The sequence below is a fragment of the Arthrobacter livingstonensis genome (assembly GCF_003219815.1).
Classification (GTDB): Bacteria; Actinomycetota; Actinomycetes; order Actinomycetales; family Micrococcaceae; genus Specibacter; species Specibacter livingstonensis.
Map to the genome: position 1 here is coordinate 271,171 of NZ_QJVD01000002.1, position 19,181 is coordinate 290,351.

Here is a 19,181-nt window from a genome sequence, read left to right on the forward strand (position 1 = left end):
TCCTACGTTGTCCGGGCTCTCCTGATCATGCGGCCAATGAGGCCCGCAACCACCAGGGCGCCGGCCACTATGAATCCAAAGTTGATGCCCCAGGTCCAGCTCGCCTGGGCCCGCGCACCGATTTGACGACCAAATTGGGCTACCGTCTCGTTGCCCGCGCCAAGGGCGTTGACCTGGTCCACCGCAAAGCCCGAGCCCAGGAGCCAGACCAGCGCGACAACGGCCATGCCCAGTCCCGCCCAAATGAGTGTTGCCGACCTTTTGCGTGCCACCACCACCGCCAGCAGGAGAAGGTCGACGGCGATGAATGCCAGCCAGCCACCCAGGCCTCCCAGCTTGGTCACCAGGGGGATGGCCTTGGCCACTGCCGGCTGGTCCAGGCTGACGGGGACTTGCTTCGGGGTGGGAAGCGTCACGCCCATGTCCGCAGAAACCTTGGTTGCGACCAGCGCGACCATGGGCGCGATGTCCAGGTGGAGGTCGCCCTGGCCCTGCTGGTCCGCGGCCGGGGCAAAAGTCAGGGCGTGGCTGCGGCGCAGCGTTTCCGTCCAGGCTGCTGCGTACCCGGGCTGCGTGTAGACGGACTGTGCCGCGGACTTGATGATGCCGGAGGCGAGTCCCTGCAGCGCAGGCGGCACATTCAGCTGGGCGGACGCCTGATGGGCCACCATGGTTGAGAGGCCCTGCTGGAAATCGGTGTTCGCGCCCAGCGGTCCGGCGAGCTCCACGAAGCCGGCCTCGCTGACAATGTTCCGTTCCGCCCAGATGGCCGGACCCGCAACAGCCGCCAGCAAGAGCGAAACAAGAACGAGTATTGCCGAACCCAATGTGCGCATGAACCATCCCTTGGTCGAAGTGGTGAGCTACCACTTTATGTCACTGACATTGCTGCCTTGGCCACGGCCCCTGCCCACCCGGCACCACGCCTGTGGACGGCGGCGCGTGGATGTCGGTGGCCAAAGCTAGAGTTGAACAACAATTTGTTTCCCAAACGATATGTTGCCCACGCAAGGACGGTGAGCATTGCCCATGCAGGAAACCCCGGAACGGAAGATCATTCCCGTCACGGCTGCCGAGACCACCCCCGAGAACCCGTGGCCGCTGGCGATGCTGAGCCAAAAGCTGAAGGCGCATATTGAGAAGGCGCCCCCGGCCTGGGTTGAGGGTCAGATCATTGAGCTGAACAAGCGCGCCAATGTCAGCTATCTGACCATCCGCGACGTCGACGCCGAAGTGTCGCTCAGCGTCACCGTCTGGGGTTCGGTGCTGAGCCAGCTCGCCACCCCCCTGGAGCGCGGCGCCCGGGTGGTGGCCCTACTCAAGCCGGACTTTTGGTTGAAAACCGGCCGGCTGTCCATGCAGGGCCGCGACATCCGGCCCGTGGGCCTGGGCGAGCTGCTGGCCCGGATTGAGCAGCTTCGCCAGGCCCTCGCCGCCGAGGGGCTGTTTGACCCGCGGCGCAAGAAGAAGCTGCCGCTGCTCCCCCACCGGATCGGGCTGGTCACGGGCCGCAACTCGGACGCCATGAAGGATGTGCTGCGGAACGCAGCACTTCGCTGGCCCGCAGTCGAATTTGAGGTCCGGGAGGTCGCCGTTCAGGGCGTCAATGCCGTTGCGGCCGTGATCGGGGCACTGCGCGAACTCGACGCCGACCCTGCCGTGGATGTGATTGTCATTGCGCGCGGCGGCGGCTCGCTGGAGGACCTGCTGGCCTTCAGCCACGAATCCCTGGTCCGGGCCGTGGCCGATGCCGCCACCCCCGTGGTCAGCGCCATCGGCCACGAAGCGGACCGGCCCCTGTTGGACGACGTCGCCGATCTCCGCGCCTCCACCCCGACGGACGCCGCCAAGCGGATCGTGCCCGACGTGGCCGAGGAGTTGGGCCGCGTGGATGCCGCCCGCATGCAGCTCAACCGCCGCATCAATCAGCTGCTTGAACGCGAAGGCGACCGCCTGGCCCAGCTGCGCTCCCGTCCGGCCCTGGCCAACCCGGATTCCATGCTCACCGCCAGGTACGACGACGTCTCCCGGTTGGGCGGCCGTGCCCTGACCGCCGTGCGCAGCCAGGTGGGCCGCCACGGCGACCAGCTCCGGCACCTGCGCGCCCAGGTGCGTGCCCTCTCGCCGCAGAAAACGCTCGACAGGGGCTACGCCGTGGTACAGCTCGAGGACCGCAGCATTGTCCGCGACCCCGTCCAGGCCCCTGACGGCACACCGCTAAACATCCGTGTGGCCGGTGGCGACTTCGCCGCCGCTGCCACCACAAAGTAAAGGACTGACCATGGCCCAGGAAACCCCCTCGTCCCCGAAGCCGCAAAACGCGGACGTTGCAGCACTGAGCTACGAGCAGGCCCGCGAGCAGCTCGTGGCCGTGGTCAACCAGCTGGAGGCCGGCAGCTCCAGCCTCGAAGACTCGCTGGCCCTGTGGGAGCGCGGCGAAGCCCTCGCCAAGAAGTGCGAGGAATGGCTCGAGGGCGCCAAGGCCCGCCTCGACGCCGCGCGCGCCTCAACCGAGGGCTGAACCCCGGCGGCGGCGCTCTCGCGAGGTGGGGGCTGGTGCCCGTACCGTCGCTACGCGCCGGCGGAGTCGGTGTTTTCGTAGCCGACGTAAAGGAGACCCTAAGGCCGCCCGCGGCCGTGGGTCGGATAGTCGGCGAGAAAATGCCGGCTTCGCTGGCTCCGCCTATGCGGACTTGAGGCGGGCGCGTTCGTGCTGGACATCGAAGTTGCCGGCCGGCCATTGCAGGTTCAGGGAGGCGAGGGCTTCGATCACGATCTCCTGGACGGCCAGGCGGGCGTACCACTTCTTGTCCGCGGGGACCACATACCAGGGCGCGTCCGGTGACGACGTACGCTCAAACACTTTTTGGTACGCGTCCATGTAGTCGGGCCAGAATGCCCGCTCGTCCAGGTCGCCGGGGCTGTACTTCCAATACTTCGTGGGGTCGTGCAGCCGGGCCCGGAGCCGCTCAAGCTGTTCGTCCGCTCCCAGATGCAGCATGATCTTCACTACGGTGGTCCCTGCGGCGGCGAGCTCTGCCTCAAAGTCGTTGATGGCCTCGTACCGTCGGTCCAGCTCGGCGTCGTCCGCCCACCCGTGGACGCGGTGGATGAGCACGTCCTCGTAGTGGGAACGGTCAAAGACGCCAAAGACTCCCGGTCCCGGGACGGCTGGCCGGATTCGCCACAGGAAGTCATGGGATTTTTCCTCGTCCGTGGGCGCCTTGAACGCAGTGAGCTTCACGCCCTGCGGATCCACCGCACCCACCACGTGGCCCACAATCCCGCCCTTGCCCGCCGTGTCCATGGCCTGGAGCACCAGCAGGATGGACTTCCTTCCGCCGAAGCGGCTTTCGGCGAACAGCTGTTCCTGGAGTTGGGCCAAAACCGGTGCCCGGTCGGCCAAGGCTGCGGCGCCGTCGTCCTTCTTGCCGGAAAACCCGGGCGCAGCGTTGGTGGGCTGCCCGGCGAGTCGGAATCCGGCACCCGCCTTCAGCAGTTCGGCGGGGCGGGCAGTGAATCCAAGGGGTAGTGACACGGTGAAACCTTTCCTTAGGGCTTGTACGTGCTCAGGAACTCCGCAATCCGGCCGACTGCCTCCTCCAGGTCCTTGACGTTGGGCAGCGTGACCAGCCGGAAGTGGTCCGGGCGGACCCAGTTGAAGGCCGTGCCGTGGGAGATGAGGATCTTTTGCTGCTCCAGCAGGTCCAGGGCGAATTTCTCGTCGCTCTTGATCGGGTACACCTCGGGATCCAGTTTGGGGAACAGGTAAAGCGCACCTTTGGCCTGTTTCGTTGAGACTCCCGGGATTTCGTTGAGCAGGCGGTACGCGATGTCCCGCTGTTCCTTCAGCCGGCCGCCGGGCAGGATCAGGTCCTCAATGCTCTGGTGCCCTCCCAATGCGGTCTGGATGGCGTGTTGTCCTGGCACGTTTGCACACATGCGCATGTTGGCCAGCAGGTTGATGCCTTCAAGATAGTCGGCCGCCCGTGCCTTGGGCCCGGAAATGGCCAGCCAGCCGGAGCGGTAGCCGCAGATCCGGTATGCCTTCGACAGGCCGCTGAACGTCATGCACAGCACGTCCTCGCCGGTGACGGAGGCAGTATTGATGTGTTCGGCGCCGTCGTACAGGATTTTCTCGTAGATCTCATCCGAGAACACCACCAGGTCATGCTTGCGGGCCAGGTCCACCATGGCCTGCACAACGTGCCGCGGGTAGACAGCGCCTGTGGGATTGTTGGGATTGATGATGACCAGGCCCTTGGTCCTGGGCGTGATCTTCGCTTCCAGGTCCTCCAGGTCCGGCCACCATTCGCTGTCCTCGTCGCACAGGTAGTGGACGGGGCGCCCGCCGGCCAGGCTGACGGATGCCGTCCACAGCGGGTAGTCGGGCGTGGGCACCAGGATTTCGTCGCCGGTGTCCAGCAGCGCCATGAGGGAGAGCGTGATGAGCTCGCTGACGCCGTTGCCCAGGTAAACGTCATCGACGTGGATGTTGTGGATGCCGCGCGTTTGGTAATACTGCACGACGGCGGTCCTCGCCGAGAAGATGCCGCGGGAGTCACTGTATCCCTGGGCGTGCGGCAGGTGGCGGATCATGTCAACCAGGATGGCGTCCGGCGCCTCAAATCCAAACGGCGCGGGGTTGCCAATGTTCAGCTTGAGGATGCGGTGTCCCTCGGCCTCCAACTTTTGGGCCCGTTCCAGCACGGGCCCGCGGATGTCATAGAGAACATTGTGAAGCTTGGTGGACTGCTTGAAATCTGCCATTTACCAAATATGGCACACAGCCGTTGCTCGTGCTGGCGTGACGTGCCCGCCGGGTGGTGCCAATGGCTAGGAAGTGGCCTTAAGCAGTCCCTGTTGCACGAGCCAGGCGTGCGCGGCTTCGGCGGGCGAGCCAAAATGGCTGGCCCTGCCGAGTCGGTTCAAATTGATGAGCGCGTCATTGCCGAGGGCGGCGGTGACCTTGTTCAGCACCGCCTGCACGTCCGCAGGAACCTTCTTCGCGGCAACGACCGGCACGATGGTTTCCGTCCGGAAGATCCCCTTGGTGTCCGTGAGGACCACCAGCGCGTTGTCGCCGATGGCCGGCGATGAGCTGTGGATGTCGGCGACCTGGATGTTGCCGCGCAGCAGGGCCAGCAGGAGCTCGTTGTTGGTGTTGGGCAGTTCCTGATAGTCCTTGGGCACGCAGTTGTAGTCCGTTGCCACCGTGGAGAGTCCCCGGTCCTTCGTGCGGAAATTTGTCGAGCCACCAAAGTCCAGCTTCCCGCACACCTTGGCCAGGTCGCCGATGGTTTTCAGATTGTATTTTTCCGCCGTCACTGTGGTGACAGCCAGGGAATCGTTGTCCTCGGCCTTGGCGGCGTCCAGCATGGCAGTGCCCGCCGGAAGCCCTGCCTTCAGCGCGTCGAGGACCTGGGCAGTGGTGGAGGCTCCGGTGGAGTGTTCCAGCTGCAGCAGCATGGTGCTGGAGTATCCGGGAACCACGTCCACTGTTCCGGCGGCCAGCTCGTCCAGCAGCGTGGGGTCCTTGGGATCTTCGGCCTTGACCGTCGCCTTCAGGCCGGCCGCATTCAGGGCCGCGGCATAGACATTGGCCAGCAGGACCCCTTCCAGCGGGTTCGCGCCGTCGGGCACCGCCGGGGTGCCCACCACCAGAGCAGGGCCGGACGACTGGGCCGCGCTGGGAATGGCCACAATGGGGCTCGGCGTGCAGGCCGTGGCCCCCGTGACCAGCAGCGCCGCCACGGCCGCGGCGGCGGCCAACCGTAACAGGCGCATGCTCTCCCTTGGTGTCTGGCGGCCTGGTGCGGGCCGCCGGGGTCTGACGTGATTTCCGGGTGCACGCAAAAGCGCGCCTCGTTCAGATCAAGCTTAGCGGTGGCGCTTGGCATCCGGGGTTGGGGCCACGCTTGCCAGGTCGCCGGGAAGCGGCAGTCCATGTCGCTGCCGTGGCGCGCGGCATGCATGGTGCCGCATTTTTCGAAGATGGTAGGAGGCTTCGGTGCAACCACGGAAGCAACATGAACAGCCAGTCAGCCCAGGTTTTCGACGTGGGTGGGGCCCTTGGCGCCGAGGTCGGGAGCCTCCAGGAGCTGCGCCCGTGTACCCCCGTGTTCGAGTTCCAGGACGGTGATCCGGTTGCTGCCGGCCCTCACCAGCGGGGCGGGCACATACAAGGTGACCTGCGGCCCCACTTCCCAGAAGCGGCCCAGCAGGAAACCGTTGAGCCAGACAAATCCCTTGCCAAAGCCCGGCAGCGCCAGATGTGTGTCGGCCGGCGCGGCAACATGGAAGTCGCCGTGGAAGAAGCCCGGTCCCGGTCCCTTGCGGGCCGCTGCACCTGGTGTCGACCCCGTTTCAGATGGTGCTTCGGCCCCACGTTTGTTCCCGCTGAGTTTCAGCAGTTCTTCCAGCGGCCGGTCCAGGTCGATGGCCCGCTGCTCCCAGTGAAAGACGTAACGCTGGTTGACCAGCACACCGTCCAGGATGCCCTTGCCCTGCCCAAACAACGGTCCGTAGTTGATGCGGCCCTGGTTCTCCACCAGGATTTCCAGCCTGACCTGCCCGCCCGGGTGGACTACTTTCAGGCCTTCCGCGGCAGTCCCGTCGGTCAGCATTCCGGCGTAGTCGCCGTCAACCCACAGGTACGCACGGTCGTGCAGGCCCCGAATCTTGACGGTGCCTGCCCCGATGGGCAGCACGGCCGAGGCGGCGTAGTGGACCAGCCCCCGGTCCAAGCCAAGCTGTTCAAACGAGAGTGGCTTGACGCTTTTCACCGGCTCCACGGCACGGACCCAGTCAAGCAGCCCCATGGTTGGAACCAGGTCAATGCCCGATGCCGGAAGCACCGCTGCCGGACGGGCCAGCTCCGCTGGCACCGGGGTCAAATCGCGGCCCTCCGCAGCAAAGAATGCTGCCCGCATGGCGTGGAACTTTTCCGTCAGGCGGCCGTCCTCTGCAATGGGGGCATCGGAATCGTAGCTGGTGACGGTCGGCTGGATGACGCCGTCGTGGTTGGCCCCTGATGTCAGGCCAAAGTTGGTGCCTCCGTGGGCCATGTACAGGCAGACGGAACCGCCCAGATCCAGGATCTTGCCGACCTCGCCCGCGGCGTCGGCGGCGCTGCGGGTGTGGTGCTCCTCGGTCCAGTGGTCAAACCAGCCGTTCCAAAACTCCACGTTGAAGAACGGTTCGCCGGGCCGGCGGCGTTCCCACACGGCGTCGGCCTCATCGCCGCGGGATCCGAGTGTCGCCGTCGCCCAGGTCCCCGGCAGGGAGCCGCCGTCCAGGAAGTAGTCGGTGCCGCCGTCGGCCGTAAACAGCATTTCGGTGATGCCGCGGGACTGCAGTGCAGCGCGGTTCCAGCGCAGATACTCCGCATCGTCCCCATAGCTGCCGTATTCGTTTTCAATCTGCACGGCGACCACCGGGCCGCCATGGATGGCCTGAAGTGGCTCAATGACGGGCAGCAGGGCATCGAACCACGTCTCCACGACGTCGGTAAAGCGGGGGTCGGAGGAGCGCAGCACCATCCCGGGATCAGCGATGGCCCAGGCAGGGAAGCCGCCGTTGTCCCATTCGGCGCAGATGTAGGGCCCCGGGCGGACGATCACGTCCAGGCCGGCGTCCCCGGCGATCGTGATGAAGCGTGCAAGGTCGCGCCAGCCGGTGAAATCCGGGGCCGCGCCCTGGGTTGGCTGGTGGAAATTCCAGGCCACATAGGTGTCCAGCGTGTTGACGCCCATGGCGGCCAGCCGGTCAATCCGGTCCTGCCATTGATCCGGGTGGACGCGGAAGTAATGGATGGCACCGGCGATGATCCGGTGCTCCCTGCCCTGCTTGAAAAGCTTCCGGCCGGCATGGGACAGGGCTGCCGCGGGCCCAGGGCCGCGGGCCGTGCCGCCATCGTGGGCGGCAGTCTCCTGCCACGAGGCAGGCAGTGCGGCATTCATGGACAACTTTTCTCCTGGCGCTGGTTCGGCAATCAAGGGACGAAGGACAATCTGTTATGGATAACAAGCATAAGCGCACGGACGCCCGGCCACGAAGCGCCACCGGTGATGTTGGACCATTGCGCATGGATGTTACAAGAAACAATTACACTCATACCAACACCACTCGCCTTGATTGCACGGCGCACCTGGCCCACCCAAATGAGGATGACAGCATGGAACACAAGTTCAAGCGCGGCCCCGCGATGCGCGATGTCGCCGCAGCGGCCGGAGTCTCGGCACAAACCGTTTCCCGTGTCCTCAGCGACCACCCCAATGTCCAGGAGGCCACGCGCCGGCGGGTGATGGAGGCGGTGGAGGAACTGGGCTACCGCCGGAACAATACCGCCCGGGCCCTGGTTACGGGACAGTCCAAGACCATCGGCGTGTTGACGCTTGCCACGAACTACTATTCACGGTCCTCGCTGGCCCTGGGTGTTGAGCTGGCGGCCCGCGAGGCCGGATACACGGTCAACTCGGTCACCTCCAGCCTGAGCGTGCAGGCCCTGACCGATGCCGTCAGCCGGCTGGTGCTCCAAGGCGTGGACGGCATTATCATCGCCGCACCACTGCAGGAGGCGGCCTCGAAGGTCCGCCAGCTCACGGCACGCATCCCCACCGTCAACACTGACGGCTCCTCCGGCGTTGGCGACGGCCTGGTGGGTGTTGACCAGGACGTCGCAGCAGTCCTGGCCACGAAGCACCTGCTGAACCTTGGCCACAAGACGGTCTGGCATGTAGCGGGCCCCCGCGACTGGTCCGACGCGGCCATCCGCATGGAGAGCTGGCGCCGGACGCTGGCCGAGGCCGGCTGCGAGATCCCGCCGGAACTTCGCGGGGACTGGAGCCCGGAATCCGGCTACCGCAACGGCCTGATCCTGGGCCGAATGCCGGAGGTGACGGCCATTTTGGTGGCCAGCGATGAAATGGCGTTCGGCGTCATCCGCGCCCTCAGTGAACTGGGCCGGCGCATCCCCGAGGACGTGTCGGTGGTGGGCATCGACGACATTGACCTGGCAGCCTATTCCAACCCTCCGCTGACCACCATCCGCCAGTCCTTCGAAGACACCGGGCGCCGTGCCGTGCTCCACCTGCTGGCACAGATTGCGGACCCGGACATGGAAAACCTTCCCGAGCTGGTGGAGCCGACGCTCGTGGTGCGCGCCAGCACCGCACCGCCGCCCGCAGGCTAACTGCCCGGCGGGCCGTCCTTCCCGGTCAGCCGGCGCCGTTTGCTGCCCTGTCCGCCACCAGCAGCGGCACCCCAAAGATCGGGTCCCTGTCCAGGATCCGCACATCGTCCAGCCCCTTGGCGGCAAGGTGCCGCTTGAAGGACTCCTGCAAGGCGGGCACGTTGCTGCCCAGTCCGCTGCCCAGCACAATGGGCCCGGCCAGCCCCAGCTGCACCGCCACCTGGTGGGCCATGGCCGCCAGATCCGCGCCGGCACGGTCCACCATGGCCAGCGCCCCGGCATGGCCGTTGGCGGCGGCGGCGAAAACCACCGGCGACGCAGCGGCCCAGTACCGGCGCGTGGTGCCCTGGTGAAAATGGGCAATGAGTTCGCCGGGGTGCCCGAGCCTGCAGTAGTCCAGCAGGCCGCGGGCCAGCTCGTCGGGTTCGGCACCCAGGTCCATTTGGCGCAGGCTGTGCCGGACGGCCTCGCGCCCCAGCCAGTAGCCGCTGCCTTCGTCGCCGAGCAGGTAGCCCCAGCCCCCGGAGCGCGCCTCGGCGCCCCCGGCATTGGTGCCCCACGCAGCTGATCCCGTTCCGGCAATCACGGCCACGCCCGTGGACGCCCCGCCGGCGGCGAGCAGCAGGCGGGTGTCGTGGACCACCGTGATCTCGGCTCCCCCCACAAAAGGTGCGATCAGTTCCCGCAGGGAGGCGGCGTCGTCGTCCGTGTCCACTCCCCCGGCACCGGCAAAAACCACGGCCGGCCGGGGGCTGCCCAGCTTCCCAAAGAGTTCGGCCAGGTTTTCGCGCGCCGTCGCCACGTCCACGTTTTGCACATTGGCGCTGCCGGCGCTGGCGTCCGCGGTGATGCTGCCGTCCACCCAGACCATGCCGCGCGTCTTGGAGCCGCCAATGTCCAGGCCCAGGACGGTCTCCGGCGGGGCCACGGTCTTCAAGGTGTCGTCTATCACCCACCTAGACTAATGGCATGTTCCCTTCCCCCATCATCGTTGCCCCCATGGCCGGCGGAACCACGACGGCGGACCTCGCCTTGGCTGCCCAGCGCGCCGGCGCGTTTGCGTACGCGGCAGGCGGGTACAAGAGCGCCGAGGCCCTCTCCGTTCATCTGGCACCGCTGCGCGCGGCCGGTGCCGACTTTGGCGTGAACCTGTTTGTTCCGCGCAACACTCCGCTGTCCGTTGACGACGCTGCCGCGCTGGCCCGTTACCGTACGGAGCTGGTCGTGGCGGCGGGACGCCTGGGCGCAACGGTTCCGGAGATTTCACCGGACTTTGTCGATCCCAGGTCCCAGGATTTCTGGGACGAGAAGTTGGAGCTGCTGCTGCGCGAGCCCGTGCCCGTCGTCTCCTTCACGTTTGGCCTGGCCCCGGCCGCTGCCGTGGCAGCGCTGCAGGGCAAGGGCACCCGCGTGGTGGCGTCGGTGACCAGCGTTGCCGAGGCGCTGGCCGCCGCGGAAACCGGCGTGGACGCCCTGGTGGTGCAGCACGGCAATGCCGGCGGACACTCGGCAGCGTTCCTGCCCGGCGCCGGCCCTGGCGCACCCACGCTCGTGGAGCTGGTCGCACAGGTGCGCGCCGCCGTCGGGCTTCCCCTGGCCGGTGCCGGCGGGATTGGCGACGCCGCAGCCGCCAAGGCCGTGCTGGCCGCCGGGGCAGAGGCCGTGCAGCTGGGAACGGCCGTGCTGCGAAGCGACGAAAGCGGCGCCCGGGGGCTGCACAAGGACGCGCTGGCCGACCCGGCCTACAGTTCCACCGCGGTCACCCGGGCGTTTACCGGCAGGCCGGCGCGGGCACTGGTCAATGGCTTTGTCCGGGAGCATTCCGCCGGGGCGCCAAACGCCTACCCGGAAGTGCATTTTCTCACCGGCCCCCTGCGCGCCGCCGCGGCTGCCGCAGGCGACCGTGAGTCGTTGAACCTGTGGGCGGGGACAGCGTGGCAAAAGGCCGCGTCCGGACCCGTGGCCGGCATCATTGCCGGTTTCCTGAACGAGCTGTAGGTCCCCGGCGCGTACTACGCCGGCGCCTCCCCCGAACCAAGCAGTGTCCTGCCCTCGGCCAACACCATGTCCCTAAACCGGGCCGCCTGGGCCGGCCCGTCGGGCCGGTTGCGCCACACGAGCCCAATGTCGCGGCGTGCGGACGGCCAGGTGACGTCGACCTCTCGCCACCCGAGGGTGCCGCGCTGCGAAGTCCGGCCCCCGGACTTTGCCGGCGGGGCAACGGCCACGCCAAGCCCGGCGGAGACCAGCCCGCGGACGGTGTGCAGGTCCTGGCCCTGAAAGGCCACCCGCGGGCGGAACCCGGCACTCCGGCACAGCGCCTCCACGATGGAACGCATGCCGTATCCCGGCTCAAGCATCACGAACCCTTCGTCCCGCACAGCATCGAGTCGGGTGCCGCCCGAACCGGCCAGGCGGTGTCCCTCGGGAACCACCAGCTTCAATGGTTCGGAGTACAACACCTCCGCACCGAGGGTGCGGCTTGGCGCCGGAGGCGGGGCCACCAGGGCAAGGTCCGAGGCGCCGGTGGCCAGCAGCTCCAGGCAAAACGCGCGGCTGCCCTGCTGGAGGTCAAAGCTGACGCCGGGGTTCTCCCGGGCGAAGGCCCTGATGAGCAACGGCAGCGCGGCTTCGCCAAACGTGTGCTGAAATGCCACCGAGATCCGGCCGAACGACCTTCCGGACTCCTGCCGGGCCAAGGCCAGGCCTGTGCGCACCGCATCCAGAGCCTCTGCCGCCCTCGGTATGAGCGCCAGCGCCGCGGGGGTCAGCTCCACGCCGCGGCCCCTGCGCAGCAGCAACGGAGTGCCGACGACGTCGGCGGCCCGGGAGAGCGCCCGGCTTACCGTTGACTGCGGGATCCCCAATACCTCTGCCGCGGCAGTGACCTGTCGGCTGACTCCCAGTTCCACGAGAATGGGCAACACCGGCAGCAGCCTGGACAAGTCCCAGTGGTCATCTTCCATGCTTCATGGAACCACGGAAACCGCTGCCCTGTCATCCGTACGTGGATTGATTATTGGGGATTCATGCATTGGACGCATTGGTTGCTCGGTCCTACGGTTGATCTTGTGATCAAGGCAAACAAGGCAGGCAGCACACCAACGGCCATGGTGGACCCGTGGGCGGGCCACGGACTCGGCAGCACCGGCTACCGCAGGGTGCTGGCCGCGCTGGCGTGTTCCGGGGTGGCAACGTTTGCGCAGCTTTATTCCCTCCAGGGCCTGCTGCCAATAATGTCCCGCGATCTGGCCATCACCGCTGCCCAGGCGTCCCGGACCATTTCCGTGGCCACCATGGGGCTGGCGGTGGCGGTGCTTCCCTGGTCGTTTGTGGCCGACCGGGTGGGGAGGGTGCGCATCATGGGCCTCGCCGTCATCCTGGCCACCGTCTTCGGCCTGCTGGTTCCGGCGGCCCCCTCCTTTGAAGCACTCCTGGTCCTGCGGGCCTTGGAGGGCGCCGCCCTCGGGGGCATTCCGGCCCTTGCGATCGCCTATCTGACGGAGGAGATCAGCCCGCGGCATGCGGGCGCGGCGGCCGGTGCATACGTGGCCGGCACCACCCTGGGCGGGCTCTTCGGACGGCTGCTGGCCGGCCCGGTGGCGGACCTCGCCGGCTGGCGGATGGGAACCCTTGCCGTGTCCGTCTGCGCTGCCGCGGCCGCCGCCGGCTTCCTGTTGCTGGCGCCGCGGCCGCGTGGCTTTGTTCCGGTTGAGGGCGGCGGCTTTGGCGCGGTGCTGGCCAGGCTGCTGCCGCAGCTGCGGAACAAGCAGCTGCTTGCGTTGTACGCCCAGGCATTTCTGTTGATGGGTGCCTTTGTCAGCGTTTACAACTATCTGGGTTTCCGTCTCGAGGCGCCGCCCTACCTACTGCCTGCCTCGGCAGTGGCGCTGTTGTTCCTGGCGTACCTGGCCGGAACCGTATCCTCACGTGCCGTGGCCGGCCTGGCCGCACGGTTTGGCCGGCGCAGCATGTTGCTGGCATCCACCGGCGTGATGGTGGCCGGCCTGGCCGTGACGCTGGCCGGTCCCCTGCCCATCATCCTGGCCGGTCTGGTGCTGTTCACCGCCGGCTTCTTCGGCGCCCACAGCATCGCCTCCGGCTGGACGGGGGCACTGGCCACCACAGGCCGGGCGCAGGCATCCTCGCTGTACAACCTGAGCTACTACGCCGGTTCCAGCGTGGTGGGCTGGGCCGCGGGATTCGTTTTCCAGGCCGTTGGATGGCACGCAATGGCAGCCGTACTGGCGTTCCTGGCGCTGCTGGCGGCAGTGGCCGCCGTCGCGCTGCTGCCGTCCGGGCGCCCCTCCGTCCCCGCCCCGCGGCGGTAACCCCGGGCGCGGTGCTGGAACCGGGCTGTACGGTTGGCGCCTCAATCGTCGGGCTTTCCCGCAGCAGGGCGCCTCAAATGCCGGTCCGGCCGGAGGCATGGGACTCGTGGGCGAGCTGCACGAGATTCAAGTGCCGGTCCGGCGAATTTGAAGTGGTGTCGAATCCTCCACAGGTGGCCCCTGCCGGCGTTTGTCCACAAGTTCGACGGCGGGGCTGCCGCAGCCCCGATTGGTTCGGCACGGTGGACGGCCGGCAGATTCAAAGGTCCGGGACATCGGAACCGAGCGGGACGCCATCAAGGCGTTTGGCACGGTGGCCGGGCGCAAGGGTCTGCTGCGCGCGCGGATGCACGGCGTGAAAGCTGCAACGGGCCTTGGCGGCAGGAACCATCGAGTGCGTCACCCGCGGATACTTTGCACTGCCGGGGCGAATCTGCTCGATGCCGGCCTTGCCCCGCACCAGGCTCGGAGGACCTGCTCCACCAAGGCCGAGGAGCTGGGCCTGTGGACTATCCGGCCCATGAAGCTGCCTCACGTGGCTGTGGCGCCCGCCGGCGCCAGCCGGTTTATTATGCGCATCGCCAGGGTGCTGGCACTGCGCCAGTGGACAAGCTGCGCAGACGCCGGACCCCGGCCGTGCGCATAAAGAAACCATCCGTCGTTTATGCGCGGCACTCCGGGCCGGCGTTGCGCATAGCGGAAGCCGACGCGCCTAGCAGACAGCCTCGATCGCCTGGACCAGGTCCGCCAGAATGTCTTCGGGATTTTCAAGGCCGATCGAGACCCGCAGCATGGTGGCATGGGGCTTCGCCTCAGCGGCGACGGGCCTGTGGGTCAGCCCGGCAGGATGCTGAATCAGGGTGTCCACCCCACCCAGCGAGACGGCATGGGTCATGAGCGAGACATGCGCCGGGATGGCCTCGGCCTGGTCGGCCGTGTCCACTTCAAAGGACATCAGGGACCCCGGGCCGGACATTTGGGTGCCCACCAGCCCCAGGGGGTCGCATTCCGGCAGCCCCGGATACAGCACGCGAGTGACGGCCTCGTGCGACTGCAGCGCGGCAGCCACCTTGTGGGCGTTCTCCTGCTGCGCCCGGACCCGTACCGGCAGGGTGGCCAGGCCGCGGTGCAAAAGGTAGGCGGGCCACGGCGTCAGCAGCCCTCCAGTGATGGCACGGATCTGGCGCAGCCGTGCGGCCCACCCCGGGTCGGTTGCCACCACGCCGCCCATCGCATCCCCGTGGCCGCCCAGGAATTTCGTGGCGCTGTGCAGCACCAGCGAGGCCCCAATTTCCAGCGGCCGCTGCAGCACGGGCGTGGCAAAGGTGTTGTCGATCACCACTGGCACGCCGTCCGCCTCGGCCACCAGCGCCTTGATGTCCAGCAGGCGCAGGTCCGGATTGGCGGGGGTCTCGGCAATGACCAGCCCGGTGTCCGGGCGAAGTGCGGCGCGGACCCCTCCCGGCCGGACAAACGTCACCTGCGTACCCAAAAGGCCCGTGGCCAGTACATGGTCGGAGCCGCCGTAGAGCGGGCGGACGGCCACCACATGCGGCTTCCCGTCCGCGACTGCGGCCAGCAGCACCGCCGCCAGGGCAGCCATTCCGGTGGCGAACGACACCGCCTCCGGCGCGCCTTCCAGCGCAGAAACTCCGGACTCAAAGCGGGCCACGGTTGGATTCCACAGACGCTGGTAAACCGTGGTTTGGCCGGGTGCCGGAACGCCTCCGGTGGCCATGAGCTCGTAGGCCTCGCCGCCGGACCCCACGCTTGCCAGCGGCGCCGTGGTGGACATGTCCAGTGGAATGGCATGCACACCCAATGCCGCCAGGTCCTCACGCCCGGCGTGCACCGCCGTCGTATCCCAACCCAGTTCCATTCCCAAAACCCCGTGTGACATGGCCAGCCTGCTTTCCCCGGCACCATTGCCAGAAAGGTTCATCAAGTAGCAGCAAGTATGGCCCAAAGATACAGATATTTGGTAGAATGACGAACTACTAGCAAGAACAATCGCCAGAATCGCATTTTTAGACCAATCCGGAGGATTCAATGGCGTCACCAACGAAGAACGTTCGACGCGAAACATCCACGTCCGGCCGCACTGGGGAGCCATTGGACACCGTCGACCGCCAGATCATTGACACCCTGGTCGCGGACGCGCGCATCACCAACCGCGACCTCGCCGATGCCGTGGGCATTGCCCCGTCCACGGCGCTCATGCGCACCCGCTCGCTGATGGAACGCGGGGCCATCGAGGGCTTTGAGGCCAAGCTGAACCTGGCGGTGATCGGCCGCGCCGTGCAGGCATTGATTGCTGTCCGGCTGCGCGCCCATGACCGCGACCAGATCGACACCTTCACCTCCCGGGTGCCGCAGCTGCCCGAGGTTTTGTCCACCTTTCACACGTCCGGATCCGTGGACTACCTGCTGCACATCGCCGTCCGTGACACCGATGCCCTGCGCGACTGGGTGCTGGACAACCTGACCACCGACCCCGTGGTGGGCCACACCGAAACCACGCTGGTGTTCAAGCACATGCCCGGGCACACCGGACCGCTGGACTAGCACAACCGGGCCGGCGCCGGGACCGTGGCGCCGGCGTCGAGCATGGTCCGCGGGTCCTGTCCTGCCCTGTTTTTACGGACGCCGGCTGGCCGGGAGTTGGGGTTACGGCACGACGCCGGCTGGCCGGGTCCGGCGGTGGGCCACCAGTGCCAGCACGGCACAGGCCGCGGCGATCGGGATGGCAAAGCCGGTGACGGACGGTTGCAGGCCCCAGAACTTCACGGCCAGGCCCAGTCCAAGCACGGGGACAGCGCTGCCCAGGTACGTCACGATGTAGACGGCGGAAATGACCTGCGCGTGGCGGGATGGCTCCACGGCTCCGGCGACGTCGTTGAAAACCACGCGGAACGCGGCGCCCTGGCCGAGGCCAGCACTGATGCTGGCCAGCACGAGCAGCAGCGGCGACTCAAGCGCCCCGGCGGCGGCAATCAGGAGCACTGACACGCCGAGCAGCAGCAGGCCTGCCGGTACCAGGAAGCGCCCGCGCAGTGACAGCAGCTGGCTCAGCGCCGAACAGCCCAGCGTGACGGCCGCCAGCAGTCCGATCAACGGCCGGGAATCGGCCTGCATGATCTGGGCGAAGTAGCCTGGTGCCAGCGACAGGCAGAATCCGAACACGGCAAAACTGACAAAGCCGGTGACTGCGGCAAGCCAGAACGTGCCGCGTGCCGAACGGGCCAGTGCGGGGCGCCGTGGCCGCAGATAGCTGCGTCCCTGCCCGGCCGGCGCCGGGTTGATGGCCGGGCGGGCGTCAAGCAGCAGCAGCGGGACAAGCAGCCCCAGCAGGAGCACCGAGTGCACTGCAAACGGAGCCTGCGTGTGTTCCGGCAGCAGGGACAACAGCCCGCCGATGACCGGCCCGGCCGCCACGCCGCCGGATGAGGACAGCAAAGTAAAGCGCGACGCCCACTCCGGCCTGCTGGGCATTAGATCGCGCAGGGCCGCGGCGCTGGCCCCGGTGCCGATGGCCACGGCCAACCCCTGCAGGGACCTCCCGGCCACCAGCTGAGGCAGGGAATCGGCGGTGCCGAAGACGAAGCCGCCCGCCAGGCCGACGACGACGGCCAGCACCAGCGCGGCCCGCCGGCCAATGTGGTCGGACCAGTGGCCGAAAAGCACCAGCCCGCCAATCAGGGCCACCACATAGGCGGTAAAGGCGACCGTGACGCCCACGGAATCAAAGCCGATGCGCTCCTGCAGCAGCGGATACAGCGGCGTGGCCAGGTTCGCACCCACCAGCAGGGTGAAGATGACCGTCCCGGCAAGGAACAGGCGAGTGGCAACCGTGGCATTCCAGGACCACCGCCCGGCTGGTGCGGGGCGCATGGCGAGTTCCTGCAGGACGGTCACGGCGGTTCCTTTCAGGAAGTTGAACACCAGGATGTTTCGGGTGCGTGGGTTCGTTTGGGTCACCCGGCAGCACAAATCCATCTATAGAATGGGGCAAACGAGACGTTTCTATTCAATGTTTGCCATTGAATGAATCAATCTGTTCAATAATTCCCCTGAACCTGAACCCGGAGTGACCCGCATGAGCATTTTGGACCTCCTCGATGTGCGGCTGGTGCTGGCCCTCATCGCGGATCCGCGCGCACAGATCGGGGAACTGGCGGAAAGCCTGGGCGTGGCCCGGAACACCGTCCAGTCCCACCTGCGGCATCTGGCCCGGACCGGCGCCCTGCGCCAGGGCGGCCGCGAGGTGGACCTGGCGGCGATCGGCTACGACGTGGTTGCCTTCATCACCATCGAGGTGGTCCACCGGGACCTCGACGGCGTCATTGCGGCCATGCGGGCCGTCCCTCAAATCCTGGAGGTGTATGAAATCTCCGGCGGCGGCGACGTTTGGTGCCGGCTGGCCGCCCGCGACGTCCAGCACCTCCAGGGAGCGCTGCGCCAGCTGCTCCGCATCAAGGGCGTGATCCGCACCGAAACGTCCCTGGCGCTTCACGAACACATCCCTTACCGGCTCCAACCGCTGCTGGAGGGCATGAGCCACGGCTGAGCCACGGGGCGCCACGCCGCGGCCGGGCGCGCAGCCGCCCCGCCCGCCGTCGAACGAACATAATGGGTGGGTGACCATCATTGATAATGGCGTCTACGTCGGCGGCGCCCGCGTTGCCACCCCGGACAGCCTCGACCAGACCTACGAGGCCATGGCAGCGTGCGGCGGCATGGCCTGGATCGGCATGTTCCGTCCCGATGCCGCGGAGATGGCCTCCCTGGCCGCCGAGTTCTCGCTGCACGAGCTGGCCGTGGAAGACGCCATCAAGGCCCACCAGCGGCCCAAGATGGAGAGGTACGACGACGTCCTGTTCACCGTGCTGCGGCCAGCACGGTACCTGGACGCCGAAGAGGCGGTCGAGTTTGGCGAGCTGCACATCTTTACCGGCAAGAACTTCGTCATTACCATCCGCCATGCGGAAACCCCCGGGCTCGCCTCCACCCGGAGCCGGCTCGAGGACGATCCAGACCTCCTCGCCCAGGGCCCCGAAGCGGTCCTGTACGCCATTATGGACCAGGTGGTGGACGATTATCTGCCGGTGGCCAGCGGATTGGAAAACGACATAGACGAGATCGAGGACCAGCTGTTTGCCGGCGACCCGAACGTCTCCCGTCGCATTTACCAGCTATCCCGCGAGGTCATCCTCTTCCAGCGGGCCATCCATCCCCTCCGCGAGACCCTTGTCCTGCTCAAGGGCGGTTTCAAAAAATATGGGGTCAATGTGGAGTTGCAACGCTACCTGCGCGATGTCGAGGACCACGTGGAATCATTGACGGCCAAGGCGGATTCCTTCCGGCAGCTGCTGCAAAATGCCCTGACCGTGGACGGGACATTGACCGCCAACCGGCAAAACGAGGCCAGCGCCGCCCAAAACGAACAGGTCAAGAAGATCTCCTCGTGGGCAGCAATCCTGTTCGCCCCGTCGTTCGTGGCGGGCATCTACGGCATGAACTTTCACACCATGCCCGAGCTGGCGTGGCCGTGGGGCTACCCGTTCGCCATAGGCCTGATGCTGCTGGTCGGGACCGTCATGTACCTTATTTTCAAGAAGAAAACCTGGCTTTAGGATCCCTGCCGACGCTTGGGTATG

At 67.0% G+C, this 19,181-nt stretch carries 18 protein-coding genes; 9 read left to right on the forward strand and 9 right to left on the reverse strand.

The genetic code is table 11. The features are described 5' to 3' along the window. Positions 1-2: 2 nt before the first annotated feature. A complete protein-coding gene (locus tag CVV68_RS03295) occupies positions 3-836 on the reverse strand; it encodes a hypothetical protein (protein ID WP_110499574.1) in 834 nt (277 codons plus the stop codon). Positions 837-1,029: 193 nt separating this feature from the next. On the opposite strand from CVV68_RS03295, the gene xseA reads away from it, so the two are divergent. Together xseA and CVV68_RS03305 are read left to right on the forward strand one after the other, a co-directional pair. Continuing rightward, positions 1,030-2,271 (forward strand): exodeoxyribonuclease VII large subunit, encoded by a 1,242-nt coding sequence (gene xseA, locus CVV68_RS03300; RefSeq protein ID WP_211320702.1) that lies wholly within the window; start codon positions 1,030-1,032, stop codon positions 2,269-2,271. Between the two features lie 10 nt (positions 2,272-2,281). Then, positions 2,282-2,521, forward strand: coding sequence for an exodeoxyribonuclease VII small subunit (locus CVV68_RS03305; protein ID WP_110499576.1), 240 nt, complete (start codon positions 2,282-2,284; stop codon positions 2,519-2,521). A 162-nt stretch (positions 2,522-2,683) separates the two neighbouring features. On the opposite strand, the gene CVV68_RS03310 is transcribed toward CVV68_RS03305, so the two are convergent. The 4 genes from CVV68_RS03310 to CVV68_RS03325 form a co-directional block, all read right to left on the reverse strand. Continuing rightward, positions 2,684-3,538: a polyphosphate kinase 2 family protein gene (locus tag CVV68_RS03310; RefSeq protein ID WP_110499577.1), complete on the reverse strand. Its 855-nt coding sequence runs from the start codon at positions 3,536-3,538 to the stop codon at positions 2,684-2,686. Positions 3,539-3,552: 14 nt separating this feature from the next. Beyond that, positions 3,553-4,770: a pyridoxal phosphate-dependent aminotransferase gene (locus CVV68_RS03315; RefSeq protein ID WP_110499578.1), complete on the reverse strand. Its 1,218-nt coding sequence runs from the start codon at positions 4,768-4,770 to the stop codon at positions 3,553-3,555. 66 nt (positions 4,771-4,836) lie between these two features. Continuing rightward, entirely contained in the window at positions 4,837-5,787 is a 951-nt protein-coding gene (locus CVV68_RS03320; RefSeq protein WP_110499579.1) for an ABC transporter substrate-binding protein, read from the reverse strand. A 254-nt stretch (positions 5,788-6,041) separates the two neighbouring features. Further along, a complete protein-coding gene (locus CVV68_RS03325; RefSeq protein ID WP_110499580.1) occupies positions 6,042-7,961 on the reverse strand; it encodes a glycoside hydrolase family 35 protein in 1,920 nt (639 codons plus the stop codon). A 215-nt stretch (positions 7,962-8,176) separates the two neighbouring features. Between CVV68_RS03325 and CVV68_RS03330 the strand changes: the two genes are divergently transcribed. Next, entirely contained in the window at positions 8,177-9,193 is a 1,017-nt protein-coding gene (locus CVV68_RS03330) for a LacI family DNA-binding transcriptional regulator (RefSeq protein WP_245933300.1), read from the forward strand. Between the two features lie 25 nt (positions 9,194-9,218). Here CVV68_RS03330 and CVV68_RS03335 read toward each other — a convergent pair whose 3' ends face one another. Beyond that, positions 9,219-10,145 carry an N-acetylglucosamine kinase gene (locus CVV68_RS03335; protein WP_245933301.1) on the reverse strand — a complete coding sequence of 309 codons (927 nt, stop codon included), beginning with the start codon at positions 10,143-10,145 and terminating at the stop codon, positions 9,219-9,221. Between the two features lie 17 nt (positions 10,146-10,162). Between CVV68_RS03335 and CVV68_RS03340 the strand changes: the two genes are divergently transcribed. Beyond that, positions 10,163-11,191, forward strand: coding sequence for a nitronate monooxygenase (locus CVV68_RS03340; protein WP_110499581.1), 1,029 nt, complete (start codon positions 10,163-10,165; stop codon positions 11,189-11,191). Positions 11,192-11,205: 14 nt separating this feature from the next. Here the strand turns inward: CVV68_RS03340 and CVV68_RS03345 are convergent, their stop codons facing one another. Continuing rightward, the gene (locus CVV68_RS03345) at positions 11,206-12,159 is read right to left on the reverse strand and encodes a LysR family transcriptional regulator (RefSeq protein WP_110499582.1); all 954 of its coding nucleotides are present in this window, start codon (positions 12,157-12,159) and stop codon (positions 11,206-11,208) included. A gap of 144 nt (positions 12,160-12,303) precedes the next feature. On the opposite strand from CVV68_RS03345, the gene CVV68_RS03350 reads away from it, so the two are divergent. Next, the gene (locus CVV68_RS03350; RefSeq protein WP_110499645.1) at positions 12,304-13,524 is read left to right on the forward strand and encodes an MFS transporter; all 1,221 of its coding nucleotides are present in this window, start codon (positions 12,304-12,306) and stop codon (positions 13,522-13,524) included. 190 nt (positions 13,525-13,714) lie between these two features. Continuing rightward, on the forward strand, positions 13,715-14,170 hold the full coding sequence (locus CVV68_RS23090) for a hypothetical protein (RefSeq protein WP_146238813.1): 456 nt from the start codon (positions 13,715-13,717) through the stop codon (positions 14,168-14,170). Between the two features lie 66 nt (positions 14,171-14,236). Here CVV68_RS23090 and CVV68_RS03360 read toward each other — a convergent pair whose 3' ends face one another. Continuing rightward, positions 14,237-15,424, reverse strand: coding sequence for a trans-sulfuration enzyme family protein (locus CVV68_RS03360; RefSeq protein ID WP_245933302.1), 1,188 nt, complete (start codon positions 15,422-15,424; stop codon positions 14,237-14,239). A gap of 149 nt (positions 15,425-15,573) precedes the next feature. Here CVV68_RS03360 and CVV68_RS03365 point away from each other — a divergent pair, with 149 nt between their 5' ends. After that, the gene (locus CVV68_RS03365) at positions 15,574-16,089 is read left to right on the forward strand and encodes an Lrp/AsnC family transcriptional regulator (protein WP_110499584.1); all 516 of its coding nucleotides are present in this window, start codon (positions 15,574-15,576) and stop codon (positions 16,087-16,089) included. 102 nt (positions 16,090-16,191) lie between these two features. On the opposite strand, the gene CVV68_RS03370 is transcribed toward CVV68_RS03365, so the two are convergent. Beyond that, the gene (locus tag CVV68_RS03370) at positions 16,192-17,439 is read right to left on the reverse strand and encodes an MFS transporter (RefSeq protein ID WP_110499647.1); all 1,248 of its coding nucleotides are present in this window, start codon (positions 17,437-17,439) and stop codon (positions 16,192-16,194) included. Between the two features lie 181 nt (positions 17,440-17,620). On the opposite strand from CVV68_RS03370, the gene CVV68_RS03375 reads away from it, so the two are divergent. Next, on the forward strand, positions 17,621-18,091 hold the full coding sequence (locus CVV68_RS03375) for an Lrp/AsnC family transcriptional regulator (RefSeq protein WP_211320703.1): 471 nt from the start codon (positions 17,621-17,623) through the stop codon (positions 18,089-18,091). A gap of 70 nt (positions 18,092-18,161) precedes the next feature. Further along, complete coding sequence (gene corA / locus CVV68_RS03380; protein WP_110499586.1) at positions 18,162-19,157, forward strand: magnesium/cobalt transporter CorA; 996 nt, start codon at positions 18,162-18,164, stop codon at positions 19,155-19,157. Positions 19,158-19,181 lie beyond the last annotated feature (24 nt).

What these genes read in the sequence shown, in the direction of transcription:
- CVV68_RS03365 (WP_110499584.1), top strand. Translation starts at nt 15,574, where the DNA reads ATGGCGTCACCAACGAAGAACGTTCGACGCGAAACATCCACGTCCGGC.
- CVV68_RS03345 (WP_110499582.1), bottom strand. Translation starts at nt 12,159, where the DNA reads ATGGAAGATGACCACTGGGACTTGTCCAGGCTGCTGCCGGTGTTGCCC.
- CVV68_RS03340 (WP_110499581.1), top strand. Translation starts at nt 10,163, where the DNA reads ATGTTCCCTTCCCCCATCATCGTTGCCCCCATGGCCGGCGGAACCACG.
- CVV68_RS03360 (WP_245933302.1), bottom strand. Translation starts at nt 15,424, where the DNA reads ATGTCACACGGGGTTTTGGGAATGGAACTGGGTTGGGATACGACGGCG.
- CVV68_RS03315 (WP_110499578.1), bottom strand. Translation starts at nt 4,770, where the DNA reads ATGGCAGATTTCAAGCAGTCCACCAAGCTTCACAATGTTCTCTATGAC.
- CVV68_RS03305 (WP_110499576.1), top strand. Translation starts at nt 2,282, where the DNA reads ATGGCCCAGGAAACCCCCTCGTCCCCGAAGCCGCAAAACGCGGACGTT.
- CVV68_RS03325 (WP_110499580.1), bottom strand. Translation starts at nt 7,961, where the DNA reads ATGAATGCCGCACTGCCTGCCTCGTGGCAGGAGACTGCCGCCCACGAT.
- CVV68_RS03330 (WP_245933300.1), top strand. Translation starts at nt 8,177, where the DNA reads ATGGAACACAAGTTCAAGCGCGGCCCCGCGATGCGCGATGTCGCCGCA.
- CVV68_RS03320 (WP_110499579.1), bottom strand. Translation starts at nt 5,787, where the DNA reads ATGCGCCTGTTACGGTTGGCCGCCGCCGCGGCCGTGGCGGCGCTGCTG.
- CVV68_RS03295 (WP_110499574.1), bottom strand. Translation starts at nt 836, where the DNA reads ATGCGCACATTGGGTTCGGCAATACTCGTTCTTGTTTCGCTCTTGCTG.
- xseA (WP_211320702.1), top strand. Translation starts at nt 1,030, where the DNA reads ATGCAGGAAACCCCGGAACGGAAGATCATTCCCGTCACGGCTGCCGAG.
- CVV68_RS03350 (WP_110499645.1), top strand. Translation starts at nt 12,304, where the DNA reads ATGGTGGACCCGTGGGCGGGCCACGGACTCGGCAGCACCGGCTACCGC.
- CVV68_RS03375 (WP_211320703.1), top strand. Translation starts at nt 17,621, where the DNA reads ATGAGCATTTTGGACCTCCTCGATGTGCGGCTGGTGCTGGCCCTCATC.